This is a genomic window from Clostridium homopropionicum DSM 5847, assembly GCF_001263795.1.
In the GTDB taxonomy this organism is placed as follows: Bacteria; Bacillota; Clostridia; order Clostridiales; family Clostridiaceae; genus Clostridium_H; species Clostridium_H homopropionicum.
Genome location: NZ_LHUR01000017.1, coordinates 38,382 through 54,631 on the forward strand (window position 1 = coordinate 38,382; position 16,250 = coordinate 54,631).

Annotated in this window: 15 protein-coding genes and 1 rRNA gene; 8 read left to right on the top strand and 8 right to left on the bottom strand. The window is 29.9% G+C overall.

Translation table 11 applies throughout. The features are described from left to right. Window positions 1–23: 23 nt before the first annotated feature. The 8 genes from rsmG to rpmH are packed head-to-tail and all read right to left on the bottom strand — an operon-like array spanning window position 24 to window position 6,281. Entirely contained in the window at window positions 24–755 is a 732-nt protein-coding gene (gene rsmG, locus CLHOM_RS06400) for a 16S rRNA (guanine(527)-N(7))-methyltransferase RsmG (protein WP_052220882.1), read from the bottom strand. 14 nt (window positions 756–769) lie between these two features. Then, entirely contained in the window at window positions 770–2,653 is a 1,884-nt protein-coding gene (gene mnmG, locus CLHOM_RS06405; protein ID WP_052220883.1) for a tRNA uridine-5-carboxymethylaminomethyl(34) synthesis enzyme MnmG, read from the bottom strand. Window positions 2,654–2,665: 12 nt separating this feature from the next. Next, window positions 2,666–4,045 (bottom strand): tRNA uridine-5-carboxymethylaminomethyl(34) synthesis GTPase MnmE, encoded by a 1,380-nt coding sequence (mnmE, locus tag CLHOM_RS06410; protein ID WP_052220884.1) that lies wholly within the window; start codon window positions 4,043–4,045, stop codon window positions 2,666–2,668. A gap of 54 nt (window positions 4,046–4,099) precedes the next feature. Beyond that, window positions 4,100–4,729, bottom strand: coding sequence for an RNA-binding cell elongation regulator Jag/EloR (gene jag, locus CLHOM_RS06415; RefSeq protein ID WP_052220885.1), 630 nt, complete (start codon window positions 4,727–4,729; stop codon window positions 4,100–4,102). Between the two features lie 56 nt (window positions 4,730–4,785). Then, the gene (gene yidC / locus CLHOM_RS06420) at window positions 4,786–5,529 is read right to left on the bottom strand and encodes a membrane protein insertase YidC (protein ID WP_082204372.1); all 744 of its coding nucleotides are present in this window, start codon (window positions 5,527–5,529) and stop codon (window positions 4,786–4,788) included. Window positions 5,530–5,545: 16 nt separating this feature from the next. Beyond that, a complete protein-coding gene (gene yidD / locus CLHOM_RS06425; RefSeq protein ID WP_052220886.1) occupies window positions 5,546–5,755 on the bottom strand; it encodes a membrane protein insertion efficiency factor YidD in 210 nt (69 codons plus the stop codon). After that, window positions 5,736–6,095 (bottom strand): ribonuclease P protein component, encoded by a 360-nt coding sequence (gene rnpA / locus CLHOM_RS06430; protein WP_052220887.1) that lies wholly within the window; start codon window positions 6,093–6,095, stop codon window positions 5,736–5,738. Before rnpA ends, yidD begins: the two co-directional genes overlap by 20 nt. 51 nt (window positions 6,096–6,146) lie before the next feature. Next, entirely contained in the window at window positions 6,147–6,281 is a 135-nt protein-coding gene (gene rpmH / locus CLHOM_RS06435; RefSeq protein ID WP_052220888.1) for a 50S ribosomal protein L34, read from the bottom strand. 547 nt (window positions 6,282–6,828) lie between these two features. Here rpmH and dnaA point away from each other — a divergent pair. The 8 genes from dnaA to CLHOM_RS06475 form a co-directional block, all read left to right on the top strand. Next, entirely contained in the window at window positions 6,829–8,181 is a 1,353-nt protein-coding gene (dnaA, locus tag CLHOM_RS06440; RefSeq protein WP_052220889.1) for a chromosomal replication initiator protein DnaA, read from the top strand. A 259-nt stretch (window positions 8,182–8,440) separates the two neighbouring features. Next, a complete protein-coding gene (gene dnaN / locus CLHOM_RS06445) occupies window positions 8,441–9,544 on the top strand; it encodes a DNA polymerase III subunit beta (protein WP_052220890.1) in 1,104 nt (367 codons plus the stop codon). Window positions 9,545–9,570: 26 nt separating this feature from the next. After that, the gene (gene yaaA / locus CLHOM_RS06450; protein ID WP_052220891.1) at window positions 9,571–9,777 is read left to right on the top strand and encodes a S4 domain-containing protein YaaA; all 207 of its coding nucleotides are present in this window, start codon (window positions 9,571–9,573) and stop codon (window positions 9,775–9,777) included. Between the two features lie 43 nt (window positions 9,778–9,820). Then, the gene (recF, locus tag CLHOM_RS06455) at window positions 9,821–10,903 is read left to right on the top strand and encodes a DNA replication/repair protein RecF (protein ID WP_052220892.1); all 1,083 of its coding nucleotides are present in this window, start codon (window positions 9,821–9,823) and stop codon (window positions 10,901–10,903) included. 28 nt (window positions 10,904–10,931) lie between these two features. Then, on the top strand, window positions 10,932–11,198 hold the full coding sequence (gene remB, locus CLHOM_RS06460; RefSeq protein WP_052220893.1) for an extracellular matrix regulator RemB: 267 nt from the start codon (window positions 10,932–10,934) through the stop codon (window positions 11,196–11,198). Between the two features lie 18 nt (window positions 11,199–11,216). Further along, entirely contained in the window at window positions 11,217–13,130 is a 1,914-nt protein-coding gene (gene gyrB / locus CLHOM_RS06465; protein ID WP_052220894.1) for a DNA topoisomerase (ATP-hydrolyzing) subunit B, read from the top strand. 21 nt (window positions 13,131–13,151) lie between these two features. Further along, entirely contained in the window at window positions 13,152–15,659 is a 2,508-nt protein-coding gene (gyrA, locus tag CLHOM_RS06470) for a DNA gyrase subunit A (RefSeq protein ID WP_052220895.1), read from the top strand. Window positions 15,660–16,129: 470 nt separating this feature from the next. Further along, window positions 16,130–16,250, top strand: a 16S ribosomal RNA gene (locus CLHOM_RS06475); the annotation flags it as partial.

Genomic DNA, 16,250 nt, shown 5'->3' on the forward strand with positions numbered 1-16,250 from the left:
CGATTAACTATAAATTTGGTTATTTATAATAAAGGCTTTTTCGATACTATACCAGCTTTTCTTGGATACTGTTTAGGGGTATTCTTCATCTTTTTTATAATCACTAAATTGTGTTTTAGATCACTATTTTCAATCTGTACCTCTATTAAATCAATAAGCTTTCCACCTAATTCATTAATAGCTCTTTTACTTTCGCTCACTTCACTTTCAACTGACGGACCCTTTAATGCTACAAAATATCCACCTACTTTAGCATAAGGTAAACAAAACTCAGATAAAACAGCTAAATTAGCAACAGCCCTAGACACTACAATATCAAATTTTTCTCTAAACTTTGGATTAGCTCCGTACTCTTCTGCTCTACCATGAATAGTAGTTACGCCTTTAATTCCAATATTCTCTGAAATACTCTCTAAAACATTAATTCTCTTTTTTAAAGAATCCAATAATACCATTTCTAATTCAGGCTTTACTATTTTCATAGGTATACCTGGAAATCCTCCACCAGTACCAACGTCAATAACTTTTACAGCATCCTTTAATGGCTCAAATTTAAATATTTTTATTGAATCTATAAAATGCTTTTTTACAATTTCTAAATCATCTATTATTGCTGTTAAATTAACCTTTTCATTCCAGGACTTAAGCAAGCTCATATATTGCATAAATTGATTGTATTTATTTTCATCAAATTCTAAGCCAACATCATTTACAGCGGAATTTAATAAGTCATAGTACTTATTATTCTCTTCCATTCAGTTAAATCCTCCTATTTTTTGGTATTTCTATTATATTGTTCAAGAATTACTAAAAGAACAGATATATCTGCAGGGGAAACTCCCGAAATTCTAGATGCCTGCCCTAAATTAACAGGTCTTATTTTATCTAATTTTTGTATTGCCTCAACTCTAAGACCCTTGGCAGTTTTATAATCAAATTCTTCAGGAATTAATCTATCTTCAATTTTTTTAAATTGCTCAACTTGTTCTAATTGCTTTTGAATATAGCCTTCATATTTAGACATAATATTTACTTCTTCCTGAACTTCTTTAGGAAGTAGAGGCCTATTTTCATCCAATTTTTCTACACTAAAATAATTAAGTTCAGGTCTTTTAATTAATTCATATAGACTTATTGGTTTTCTCAATGAAACAGAATTTATACTTTCTAAAAATTCATTAACTTCATTCTTATTAGTAATTTGTAAATTCTTTAATCTATCTATTTCATTATCTATGTCAGTCTTTCTTTTAATAAATCTTTCATATCTAGCTTCTGTCACAAGCCCAATTCCATATCCAATCTCAGTTAATCTCAAATCAGCATTGTCTTGTCTTAAGAGCAACCTATATTCAGCTCTAGAAGTCATCATTCTATAAGGTTCTAGAGTACCTTTTGTAACTAAGTCATCAATCAAAACACCTATATAAGCTTGAGATCTATCTAAAATAAGTGGTTCTTTATTTTGTACTTTCAAGGCTGCATTAATTCCAGCAATTAATCCCTGGCAAGCAGCTTCTTCATAGCCTGAGCTTCCATTCATTTGACCTGCTGAAAATAATCCACTGATATTCTTTAGTTCTAATGATAGTTTTAATTGTACAGGGTCAATGCAATCATATTCAATAGCATAAGCTGTTCTCATCATCTGAGCATTTTCAAGCCCTGGAACGGATCTTATCATTTTAATTTGAACTTCCTCAGGAAGAGAACTAGACATGCCTCCAATGTAAAGTTCTTCAGTATTCTCACCTTCTGGTTCTATGAAGATTTGATGTTGGAGTTTTTCAGGGAATCTCATAATTTTATCTTCAAAAGACGGACAATATCTTGGTCCAACACTTTTTATAGAGCCATTATACAAAGGTGATCTATCAATATTATCTAGAACCACTTGCTTTGTATTATCATTAGAATAAGTTAAATAACATGATATCTGTTCTCTATCTACATTATCATTCATAAAAGAAAATGGAATAATTTTGTCGTCACCTTTTTGCTCTATCATTTTTGAAAAATCAACAGAGTTCCTGTTTATTCTTGCTGGAGTTCCAGTTTTAAATCTTCTCAAGTTTATTCCATGCTTAATTAAATTTTCAGATAATATATATGCACCAGATAAACCACTAGGACCACCATCATAACTAACTTCACCAATGATAATTCTAGATTTTAAATATACTCCAGTACACAAAACAACAGCCTTAGTTTTAAAATAAGCTCCTGTTCGCGTAAGCACTCCCTTAACTTTTCCATCTTCAATTTCTATTTCAACTATTTCTGTTTGCTTTAAATCTAGATTTTTTTCATTCTCTAATACATGCTTCATAGTTTCAGAATATCTTCTCTTATCTGCTTGAACCCTTAGAGAATGGACTGCTGGTCCTTTCGATGTATTTAACATTCTTGATTGAATAAAAGTTTTATCGATATTTATTGCCATTTCTCCACCTAAAGCGTCAATTTCCCTTACTAAGTGACCTTTAGCAGTCCCACCAATATTAGGATTACATGGCATCATAGCAACACTTGCCAAATCAGTAGCACATACTAGTGTTTTTGCCCCTAATCTTGCACTAGCAAGAGAAGCTTCACATCCAGCATGGCCTGCGCCTACAACAACTACGTCGTATTCCCCTGCAAAATAACTCATACGTTCCTCCCCTTATTTTCCTAAACAGAATTTAGAAAATATCCTGTCTATAATATCCTCTTCAATAGTATCTCCCGAAATTTCTCCCATAATTTTCCAAGTATTTTTTAAATCTATCGCTGCTAAATCTATTGCAAAAGTATTATTAAGAGCTTCTACAGCTGCTTCTAAGTTCTCCTCAGCTCTAATTAAGGCTTCTTTATGTCTTGAATTAGTTATCATTACGTCCTTAGAATTAACCTCACCTTTGAAAAACAGCTCTTTTATAGTATTTTTAAATTCCTTTATACCTTCTCCAGTTTTAGCAGAAACATCTATTATATAGCGTGAATCTAATGCTTTTATATCACTCTTATCTATTTTAAATTCTAAATCCATTTTATTCAATAATACAATATACTTTTTATCTTTAATAAAATTAATTATTTCTCTATCTTCTTCAGTGAATTCCGAACTAACATCCAAAACAAAAACTACTAAATCAGCAGCATTTACCTTTTCTTTTGACCGTTCTACTCCTATTTTCTCAACTACATCCTCTGTTTCCCTGATTCCAGCAGTATCTACAATTTTTATTGGAATACCATCTATACTTATATATTCTTCAATAACATCTCTAGTAGTTCCTGGAATATCCGTAACTATTGCTCTTTTTTCCATTAAAAGCGCATTTAAAATTGATGACTTCCCAACATTAGGCTTACCAACAATTACAGTATTTAATCCTTCTCTTAAAATTTTCCCCTCATCAGCACTATCAAGAAGTTCTCTTATTTTATTTATTAAAAACTGAATATCTGACTTTGATTTTTCAGCAGTTACTTCTTCTAAGTCATCCTCTGGATAATCAACTGTAGCTTCTATATGAGCAATAACTTCTAAAAGTTTATCCCTAAGATTCATTATTTCCCGGGAAAGCTTTCCTCCGGATTGTTCTAATGCTGATTTAACACTCAATTCAGTTTTTGCAGTTATAATATCAATAACAGCTTCAGCTTGACTTAAATCTATTCTTCCATTTAAAAATGCTCGTTTTGTAAATTCTCCTGGATCAGCTAGTCTAGCCCCTGCTTTTATAACTTCTTCTAATATTCTTCTTGTAACTACTACACCACCATGGCAATTTATTTCAACAGTGTCCTCTGCAGTAAAGCTTCTAGGTCCTTTCATATAGCTTACAATTACTTCATCAAGTTTTTCCTCAGTTGCTTTATCTATTATAAAACCATATCTCATGGTATATGATTTAATATCCATTAATTTTTTTTCGTTTTTTCCTACAAAAATACTGCTTACAATACTTAAAGCTTTATTTCCTGAAACTCTTATAATTGATACTCCACTTTCACCTAAGTTCGTTGCTATAGCAGCAATTGTATCGAATTCTTTCATTTCTTACATCCTTCCTAGATTATAGTAATATTAAATAAAATTAAAAGAAAGCCCCTAGGCTTTCTTCTTTAAATCAACTACAACTTTTCTAAATGGCTCTTCACCTTCACTATATGTTATTATAGATGAATCATTTTGTAAAGCAGAATGAATTATTCTTCTTTCATAAGGATTCATTGGCTCAAGCTTAACAGCTCTATTAGTCTTCTTAGCCTTGAAAGCTATTTTATTAGCAAGCCTTATTAAGGTCTCTTCCCTTTTAGCTCTATAATTTTCAGTATCTAAAGTTACTCTCTTATAAGCGCCTTCATTATTTTTATTAACAACTAAACTTACTAAATATTGTAGAGAATCTAAGGTTTCGCCTCTGTAACCTATTATTAATCCCATATTAGGACCAGTAAGGTTAATTTTTAATACATCATCTTCTTCTTTAATTCTTATCTCAGCTAATATTCCCATAGAATTTAATACATCTCTTAAGAATTTTTTAGCTTCTTCCTTTTTATCTTCCTTGACAGTTACTTCAATTTTTGCTTCCTTGCCTTTAAAAATTTTAAATAATCCTTTAGTACCTTCTTCAATAACTTTAATTTCCACTTTATCTTCTGATAGATTAAGTTTCTTTAAAGCGTTTTCAATAGCTTCTTCTACAGTTTTTCCAGTCATTTCTATTGATTTCATATTTATTAAAGACACCTGCCCTTCATAATATTAAAATAAGGCAAATTTCCACATTGTTATATCTTTTGTTTAGCTAGTTTATTATCTTCCATTCTTTTGATAATAAAAGTTTGAACTATTTGAACAACACTATTAGTAACCCAATACAATACTAATGCAGTATTAAACTTAAAGCTCATAAAAGTGATAAGTATAGCCATACTTACACTCATAGTATTCATTTGTTTATTTTGAGCATTTTCCTGATTCTTAGGTGATATCATTATTGTGGAATAATAAGTTAAAGCTCCAGATAAAAGAGGTAAAATCCAAGTATACCATTTGTCAGGACTTAATACAGGAACTCCCATTAATTTAAGACCTAAAAAAGAAGCAGTATTAATATTTGGATCTATTGTACTTAAATTATTAAATACATAGTACAACGCTATTAATATAGGCCATTGAATAATTAATGGTAAGCATCCACCTAGAGGATTAACTCCCTTTTCCTTATACAATTTCATTGTTTCTTGTTGTAGTTTTTGTGGATCGCTCTTATATTTAGTTTGTATTTTTTTTATTTCTGGTTGTAATTCATTCATTACTACTGAAGATCTAATCTGTTTATAGTTTAAAGGAAATAATATACCCCTTATTATTATTGTAACTAAAATTATTGAAATACCATAAGATATGTTAGGACTAGTAAACACGCTTTGAACAGCACTATGTATTATATTAAAGAATTGAATAAAAGCATTGTTCAGCCAACTAGTTTTCACAGAAATTAACGCATAACTTAAAAAAGTAACTTCCAAATCAAGACCTCCTTAATTATTTAACTGGATCAAATCCACCTGGATTAAATGGATGACATTTTGATATTCTCTTCAAAGCCATAGCAACACCTTTAAATACACCATATTTTTCAATTGCTTCAATAGCATACTGAGAACATGTTGGATAAAACCTGCAACTAGGTCTTTTTAGAGGTGAAATGTATTTTCTATAAAATTTTATTATACTAAGAATAATTTTTTTCATTATTATATAAACCTGCCTTGCTTAATAGGTTTAATACTGAACTCTCAATTTCTTTATATGTCTTTCCTTTTGAAGTATTTCTAGCTATAAAAACTAAATCATAGCCATTTTTTAATTCTCCTAAATGTAATCTATAACTCTCGCTTATCAATCTCTTTACTCTACTTCTTACAACGCTATTTCCAACTTTTTTACTTACCGATATTCCTACTCTATTTTTATCATTGTTATAAAAATTACTAAATACATATAGCACTAAAAAATAATTAGAATACGATTTTCCTTTTCTATAAACCCTACGAAACTCCACATTCTTTCTTATTTTCTGTTCTTTTTTCATAAAAGTGCTCCTTTTTTCTGCAATTGCAGAAAAAGGCCACTAAAGCGGCCCTTATGCTGACAATTTCTTTCTTCCTTTTTGTCTTCTTCTCTTAAGAACATTTCTTCCATTTAAAGTACTCATTCTTTTTCTAAATCCGTGCTCTCTTTTTCTTTGCTTTTTCTTTGGTTGATATGTCATTTTCATCAGTATCCACCTCCTTACAACTAATGAACATTACACACTTTATATGAATATTAATTAAATTCATAACAAAGGTAATTCAAAAAAGTAGTTTTACTATTAAATTATATATATACACCTTATTAATGTCAAGATTATGGTTTACTGTTGATATTTTTTTCTTTTGATCTTTTTTTGTGGATAAGTCCTTGAATACAAGTTATTCTTTTGATATTATTATTGTTGAACTGTTAATAAATTGTTTTTAAATGTAGTTATTCACACTCTGTGGACAAATCTGTGTATAACTTGTTCTATACTTCTTAATATTCGAACTTCATATTTAATTTGTCGGCTATTTTTCTTATTTTACTATGTTAATATGTATTTTTTGTTTATTGTTAATACTTTTTATATTCTTTAAATATAAACAATGTTATAAACATGTGAATATTATTTTCTCTATTTGTCAACAACTTATACTATGTTGTTATTAAGTTGTTCATTTTTTGTGAATTATATAAAATTTATATCAAAAATTTTTTTATTTTTATAGACTGGAGGATAAACAATGAATGCCCAACTCGAACAACTATGGATAAAAACATTGAATATAATAAAAGGCGAGCTAACCGAAGTAAGTTTTAATACTTGGATTAAAAGCATAGTTCCTATTTCTTTAGAAGATACAACTATGAAATTAGAAGTTCCAAATGATTTTACAAGAGGCATTCTTGAAAGTAGGTATAAGGATTTAATAATCAATGCAATTAAACTATTAACTTCAAAAAGATATAATATTGAATTTTTAATTTCATCAGAAGAAGGTACCGTTGAAAACGAAAAGATACAAAATACTACTCCTAAAGATTCAAATGTTGTAGTAAACGATGAAATGTCTTCTACTTTAAATCCAAAGTATACATTTAATTCCTTCGTCATTGGTAATAGCAATAGATTTGCTCACGCTGCCTCTCTCGCAGTTGCAGAAGCTCCAGCCAAAGCATACAATCCTTTATTTATATATGGCGGTGTAGGACTTGGCAAAACCCACTTAATGCATGCAATAGGCCATTACATATTACAAAATAACCCAAAAGCAAAGGTTGTTTATGTATCATCTGAAAAATTTACTAATGAACTAATTAATTCTATTAAAGATGATAAAAATGTTGATTTTAGAAATAAATATAGGCATGTAGACGTTCTGTTAATAGATGATATTCAGTTTATTGCTGGAAAAGAAAGAACTCAAGAAGAATTTTTCCATACTTTTAATGATTTACATTCTGCTGATAAACAAATTATATTATCAAGTGATAGGCCTCCTAAAGAAATACCTACATTAGAAGATAGGTTAAGATCTAGATTCGAATGGGGTCTAATCGCAGATATTCAACCACCAGATTTTGAAACTAGAATAGCAATTCTAAAGAAAAAAGCAGATGTAGAAAACTTAAACATACCTAATGAGGTAATGGTATACATAGCAAATAAGATAAAGTCAAATATAAGAGAACTAGAAGGAGCTCTAATAAGAATAGTAGCTTATTCTTCATTAACTAATAAAGATGTTAGCGTAGACTTAGCTGCTGAAGCTTTAAAAGACATTATCTCAAACGAACAAAATAAGCAGGTTACAATAAATCTCATTCAAGATGTTGTTTCAAATTACTTTAATTTAAAGGTTGAAGAATTGAAATCTTCAAGAAGGACAAGAAATATAGCTTTTCCAAGACAAATAGCAATGTACCTAAGTAGAAAACTTACAGATATGTCTTTGCCTAAAATAGGTGAAGAGTTTGGTGGTCGCGATCATACTACAGTAATTCATGCTTATGAAAAAATATCAAATGGTTTAAAAAAAGATGAACAATTAAAAAATGTAATAACTGATCTTACTAAAAAAATTAATACTAAATAAACAATTGTTTATAATAAGTTTTTAATTATTTGTGGATAGAATAAAAAAGAAAGTTCATGTGTTTTTATTGTGGATAAAGTTAATTTTAACTTACTTACTTATCCACAATAATTTTTCTGTTAATTTTCTTTTATTTATTGAGGTTGAAGTACTTATCCACATACTAACAGCCCCTATTACTATTACTACTATATTTTTATTAATTATCTTACCTATATAAAGAAATAACTAAGTGTGGATAAAGGAGGTAAAATCATTAATGAATTTTTCATGTACCAAAACCAAATTACAAGAAGCTATCTCAATAGCACAAAAAGCTGTCACTGGCAAATCACCCATGCCAATACTTCAAGGTATACTAATATCAGCAAAAGATAATGAACTAATACTTATAGGTTCTGATATAGATTTAAGTATAGAAACTAAAATTGAAGCGGAGGTTCTGCAAGAAGGAAGCATAGTAGTTGATGCAAAAATATTTGGTGAGATAATAAGAAAACTTCCTAATAGCTTGGTTGAAATAAAGACTTTAGATAATAATTCTATAGAAATTATTTGTGAAAAATCTAAATTTAATTTAATACATATGGATCCAGAAGAATTTCCTAGTTTACCAAGGATAAATGAAAATATAATATTTAGTGTTTCTCAAAAGATGCTGAAAAATATGATAAAAAGTACTATTTTTGCTATTGCGCAAGAAGAAACTAGGCCTATTTTAACAGGAATACTTTTTGAAGTTAAGGAAAATAAACTAAATTTAGTTGCTCTAGATGGATATAGATTAGCCCTAAGAAGCAGCATTATTGAAAACGAAGATGTAATAAATGCAGTAATTCCTGGAAAAACCTTTAATGAAGTATCTAAAATTTTAAGTGATGAAGATGAAAATGTTAATATAACATTTACTCCAAATCACATCCTATTTAATTTAGGTGACACTAAAATAGTATCAAGATTATTAGAGGGAGAATTTATAAAATACAACTCGATCATTCCAGAAGAATTTGCTTTAAAGGTAACTGCTAAAAGATTAGAATTACTTAATTGTATAGAAAGAGCCTCTCTAATGGCTAAGGATGGAAACACTAATTTAATAAAGTTTGATATTAAAGAAGATACACTAATAATTACATCTAATTCTCAATTGGGAAGAGTGAGAGAAGAATTGAATATAATTTTGCAAGGAGAGGAATTACAGATTGCATTTAATTCTAAATACCTAATAGATGTTTTAAAAATCATTGAAGAAGATGAAATAGTTTTAGAGTTTTCAAGTAGTGTTAGTCCATGCGTAATAAAAAGTAAAGAAAATAATAATTATACATACTTGGTGTTACCGGTAAGATTGTTAAGTAATTAACAAAATTCTTGTAGGAGGTTATTTTTATGCAAGAAATAGAAATAAATACGGAAATAATAAAGTTAGATTCATTTCTAAAATGGGCTAATATTACTTCAATGGGATCAGAATCTAAATTCTTAATTCAAAATGGAGAAGTAAAAGTTAATGGAGAAGTAGAATTAAGAAGAGGTAGAAAATTAACAAAAGGTGATTTAATAGAGTTTCAGGGAGAAACTTATAAAATTGTTTAGGCTTACACTGAGTATGTTATGATATAATTAAATAGGTGTTTCTATGTATATAAAAAGTTTAAACTTATTAAATTTTAGAAATTATAATAATTTATCAATTCAATTAAATAAAGGCATTAATATTTTTACAGGTGATAATGCTCAAGGAAAAACTAATATTCTTGAAAGTATATATTATTGCAGTATTGGAAAATCCCATAGAACTAGTAAAGATAAAGAGTTAATCAAATGGGGAGCTGACGAAGCTTATATAAGTACATATATTTCAAAAGAAAGACTTGATAAGAAAATTGATATAAAAATATTTAAAGAGGGAAAAAAAGGAATTAATATAAACTCTATTAAATTGAATTCAATTTCTGATCTCATGGGAGTTTTTAATGTTGTAATATTTTCTCCGGAAGATTTAAAAATTGTAAAAGAATCACCTGCCTTTAGAAGAAAATTTATTGATATTGAATTGTGCAAACTGAATAAAAAATACTATTATACCCTTGTTCAGTATAATAAAGTTTTAAATGAAAGAAATTTTGCTTTAAGAAAATGGGAAAATGATAAAAATATCTTAGATATTTACGATAGTCAAATAAGTAAATTTGCTAGTTTGATTATTAAAGAAAGATTAAATTATATAAAAAAGCTAAATGATCAGGGTAAAATAATACATAAGAAGATTACCTCAAATAATGAATTTATAGATTTTGAATATATTACAGAAGTTAAAGATTTTGACAATATTGAAAATGATTTTATTAAATTATTGCGTGAAAATAGGAGAAAGGACCTTGAGAAAGGCATAACTTCAATAGGTCCACATAGGGATGATTTTTCAATATTCATAAATAATATAGATACTAGAAAATTTGGTTCCCAAGGGCAACAAAGGACAGCGGTATTGTCTACAAAATTTGCGTCTTTAGAAATAATAAAAGAAGAAATTGGAGAATATCCAGTACTTTTATTAGATGATGTTTTATCGGAATTAGATTTAAAAAGACAAAAATATATATTAAATTCTATTAAAAAGGTTCAGACTATAATAACTTGTACTGGAATATTCGATATTAAGGATTACTTAGATGAGGATATCAATATGTATTACGTAAAAAATGGAACAGTTGAATAATATCTAATAGTTTTTAAGGAGGATATTTATGTTTTTACATCTAGGAGAAAATGTAGTAGTTCCATTAAAGGATATAATAGGGATATTTGATATAGAAACTACCATGTATAGTACAGATACCATTCAATTTTTAAGGATGGCTGAAGAAGATGGTTTTGTAGAGAGAATCAGTAAAGAAAGTGCAAAATCATTTATTGTTGCAGAGGTAGATAAAAAAAGCAAGATATATCTATCGCCTATATCTTCTTCCACTTTAACTAAGAGGACTGAAAATATGTTCTATGAACCTAAATAGTAAGTTAGGAGGATATAAATGGAAAACAATCAAATTTATGATGAATCGCAAATTCAAGTATTAGAAGGACTTGAAGCAGTTAGAAAAAGACCAGGTATGTACATTGGAAGTACTGGCTTAAGGGGTCTTCATCATTTAGTTTATGAAATAGTTGATAATAGTATTGATGAAGCATTGTCAGGTTTCTGTGACAGAATAGATGTGTCTATTGAACAAGATAATTCAATAACAGTTGATGATAATGGTAGAGGTATGCCTGTAGGTATACATCCAAAAATGCAAATACCTACTGTAGAAGTTATTATGACTATTCTACATGCAGGTGGAAAATTTGGTGGAAGTGGATATAAGGTATCTGGAGGACTTCATGGAGTAGGTGCATCAGTTGTTAATGCGCTATCAGAATACTGTAAAGTAGAAGTAAAAAGAGAAGGAAAGATTTGGAGACAAGAATATTCCAGAGGAAAAGTTCTTGGTGGATTAGATATTATCGGTGAAACAGAAGATCACGGTACCGTAGTTTATTTTAAGCCTGATAAGGATATATTTGAAGAAGTTGAATTTGACTACGATACTTTAGCACAAAGATTAAGAGAATTAGCTTTTTTAAATAAAGGAATAAAAATTACTCTTACAGATAAAAGAGGAGAAAAAGAAAGAAGAGATGAATTCCACTATGAAGGTGGTATTAAGTCTTTTGTTTCATATTTGAACAGAAATAAAGAAAAGCTTCATCCAGAACCAATTTATGTAGAAGGTGTAAAGGATGATTATATTGTTGAACTAGCATTACAATACAATGATACCTACAATGAAAACATTTTTTCATTTGCAAATAACATAGACACTATAGAAGGTGGTACTCATTTATCAGGATTTAAAACTGCTCTTACTAGAGTTTTAAATGATTATGCTAGAAGATATGGATATTTAAAAGAAAATGATAAGAACTTGTCTGGTGATGATACTAGAGAAGGACTTACTGCTGTAATTTCAGTTAAGCTTACAGAACCACAATTTGAAGGTCAAACAAAGACTAAACTTGGTAATACTGAGGTTAGAGGTATAGTTGATACCATAGTTGCTGAAAGTGTAAATACTTTTTTAGAAGAAAATCCAGCAGTTGGTAAGATTATAATAGAAAAATCATTAACAGCAGCTAGAGCTAGGGAAGCTGCTAAGAAGGCAAGAGAACTTACTAGAAGAAAAAGTGTTTTAGAGAGTACAACACTTCCAGGAAAGCTTGCAGATTGTTCTTCTAAGGATCCAGAGGAATGTGAAATTTACATAGTAGAGGGAGATTCTGCGGGAGGTTCAGCTAAGCAAGGAAGAAATAGAAGATTCCAGGCAATTTTACCTTTGAGAGGTAAGATAATGAATATTGAAAAACAGAGGTTAGATAAAATATTAGGATCAGATACTATAAGATCCATGATAACGGCCTTTGGAGCAGGAATTGGAAAGGATTTTGATGTTACAAAAATAAGATACAATAGAATTATTATAATGACCGATGCTGATGTCGATGGTGCTCATATAAGAACTCTTTTATTAACATTTTTCTATAGATACATGAAGGAATTAGTAGAAAAAGGCCATGTTTTTATCGCACAACCACCTTTGTATAAAATTCAAAAAGGAAAAAATATAAGATATGCTTATTCAGATAATGAGCTTCAAAACGAATTAATGGAGATGGGTGGAAAAGATAAAAACACAGACATTCAAAGATATAAAGGTCTTGGAGAGATGGATGCAACACAATTGTGGGAGACTACAATGAACCCAGAAAACAGAACTTTACTTCAAGTGACAGTAGAAGATGCCATGGTGGCAGATGAAATATTTACAATCCTTATGGGAGATAAGGTAGAGCCAAGACGTGAATTTATACATGAAAATGCTAAGAAGGTTGTTAACTTAGATATATAAGGTTAGTAAAGAGGTGTAAAAATGAATAACGAAGGTAATATTTTACCGGTAGACATAAGTCATGAAATGAAAAAAAGTTATATAGATTATGCCATGAGCGTTATTGTTGGTCGTGCACTTCCTGATGTAAGAGATGGTTTAAAACCAGTACACAGGAGAATTTTATATTCAATGCATGAGTTAGGATTAACTCCTGAAAAAGGATATAGAAAGTGCGCAAGAATTGTCGGAGACGTTCTTGGTAAGTATCATCCTCATGGAGATACTGCTGTATATGATGCCTTAGTAAGAATGGCTCAAGATTTTTCAATTAGATATACTCTTGTAGATGGCCATGGTAATTTTGGTTCAGTAGACGGTGATGGCGCTGCAGCTATGAGATATACAGAAGCTAAGATGCAGAAAATAACATTAGAGATGCTTAGGGATATAAACAAGGAAACTGTAGACTTTATTCCTAACTTTGATGGAGAAGAACAAGAACCATCAGTACTTCCTTCAAGATTTCCAAATTTACTTGTAAATGGTTCATCAGGTATTGCTGTTGGTATGGCAACTAATATTCCTCCACATAATTTAACAGAGGTTATAAATGGTATCCATATGTTAATAGATAATCCTGAGGTTTCAGTTCAACAGCTGATGACTGAAATTAAAGGCCCAGATTTTCCAACCTACGGATTAATTGTTGGGAAACGAGGAATAAGAGAAGCTTACGAAACTGGCCGTGGTAAGGTACTAATGAGGGCCAAGGCAGATATAGAAGAGATAAAAGGAAAACATAGAATAATAGTATCTGAAATACCTTATCAGGTTAATAAAGCAAAGCTTATAGAGAATATAGCAGATCTTGTTAAGGATAAGAAGATAAATGGAATATCAGACCTTAGAGATGAATCAGACAGAGAAGGTATGAGAATTGTAATTGAATTGAAGAAGGACAGTAATCCAAATATCATTCTAAATCAATTATATAAGCATACAAAGATGCAAGATAGCTTCGGAATAATAATGCTTGCTTTAGTTGATGGAGAACCTCAGGTTATTAACTTAAAGCAAATGCTAGAACATTACTTAAAATTCCAAGAAGAAGTTATAAGAAGAAGAACTCAGTTTGATTTAGATAAAGCTTTAGCTAGAGCTCATATCTTGGAAGGATTAAAAATAGCTTTAGATCATATTGATGAGGTTATAAAGCTAATTAGAGCTTCTAAAACAACAAATGATGCAAAAGAGGGCTTAATGGATAAATTCGGTCTTTCAGAAAAGCAAGCTTTAGCCATTTTGGATATGAGACTTCAAAGACTTACAGGTCTTGAAAGAGACAAAATTGAAGAAGAGTATACTAAATTATTAGAACAAATAAAATATTTCAGAGAAGTTTTATCTGATAATGCTCTATTATTAAAAATAATAAAAGATGAACTTAACGAAATAAAACAAAAATATGGTGATGAGAGAAGAAGTAAGATAATAGCAGATGAGGGAAATGCTTTAGAGTTAGAAGATCTTATAGAAGAGAAGGATCTTGTAATAACATTAACTCATGCTGGATACATCAAAAGACTTCCTATTGAAACCTATAGCGCTCAAAAACGTGGGGGAAGAGGTATTCAGGCAATGGCAACAAAGGAAGATGACTTTGTTGAACATATTATGACAACAACAACCCACAACAATATACTTTTCTTTACAAATCTAGGAAAAGTATATCAGCTAAAGGCTTATCAAATACCGGAAGCAGGTAGAACAGCTAAAGGAATGAATTTAATTAATCTAATCCCTCTAGGTCAAGAGGAAAAGATTCAAGCTGTTTTATATATAAATGAGTTTACTGAAAATAGCCATTTAGTAATGGGAACTAAAAAAGGTCTAATAAAGAAAACTTCCCTTAGTGAGTATTCATCTATTAGGAAGAATGGTTTAAATGCTATTAACTTAAAAGAAGATGATGAGCTTATTAGTGTAAGAGTAACAACTGAAAATTGCCAGATAATTTACGTAACTAAAAATGGATATGCCATAAGATTTAATGAAAGTGACATAAGATCTTTAGGAAGAACTGCCTCTGGTGTTAAAGCAATTAATTTAAGAGAAGACGATGAAGTTGTTGGAATGGAAGTAGCTACTAAGAATCAAGATCTTCTAGTAGTAAGTGAAAACGGATATGGTAAGAGAACACCTATTGAAGAATATACGCTTCAAAAGAGAGGTGGAAAAGGACTTATAACCTATAAGATATCTGAAAAGACAGGTAAAGTTATAGGTGCTAGATTAGTTAGTGATGGAGAAGAATTAATGCTTATTAATACTAATGGAATAGCAATAAGGATAAATGTATCTGATATATCAACTACTAGTAGAAATGCTATGGGAGTTACTTTAATGAAAACTACTGAAGAAGAAAAGGTAGTTGCTATGGCTAAAGTAAACATTAGTGGAGAAAACGAAGAAAATTTAGTAAATGAATCGACAAATTCAAATGAAATAGAAGATAGAGTAGAAATTGATGATGGCAATGAGGAATAGAAGATTTTAGATTTTGTAGTTATGTTATAAGTTTGTTTATGAAAAATAAAAAATAGTCTCTAGTCTCTAATCGCTAATCTCTATGTATTTATTAAAGCATAGGGGCTAGTGATTAGATATTAGGGATTTCTTTTTAAGCTTATTTATATATTGTATTTATTTTACAAATATAAAATGAAAAAATATTGTTGACAAAAGTATTTTTTCAGTATAAAATAATTTTTGTCGTCAAGAAATGACGAAAACAAATGGTCTTTGAAAATTAAACAGAATTAAGGTAAATAAATGCCAGTCAATAACTGTAATTGAGTAAGGATACTCAAAATGAAGTTATAGAGAAGCGAAGGAAACTCGCTCAGCGAAGCTGAGGAGTGCTCAAAGAGTAAGCGACTATCATCAAATCATAGATTTGAGATATCTGCTTAAGCGATTCGCACCAAATTATAAATTTGGGCTCTCTGCTTAACTTTTAAATTGAGAGTTTGATCCTGGCTCAGGACGAACGCTGGCGGCGTGCCTAACACATGCAAGTCGAGCGAGGGGAGTTCTTCGGAACAAACCTAGCGGCGGACGGGTGAGTAACACGTGGGC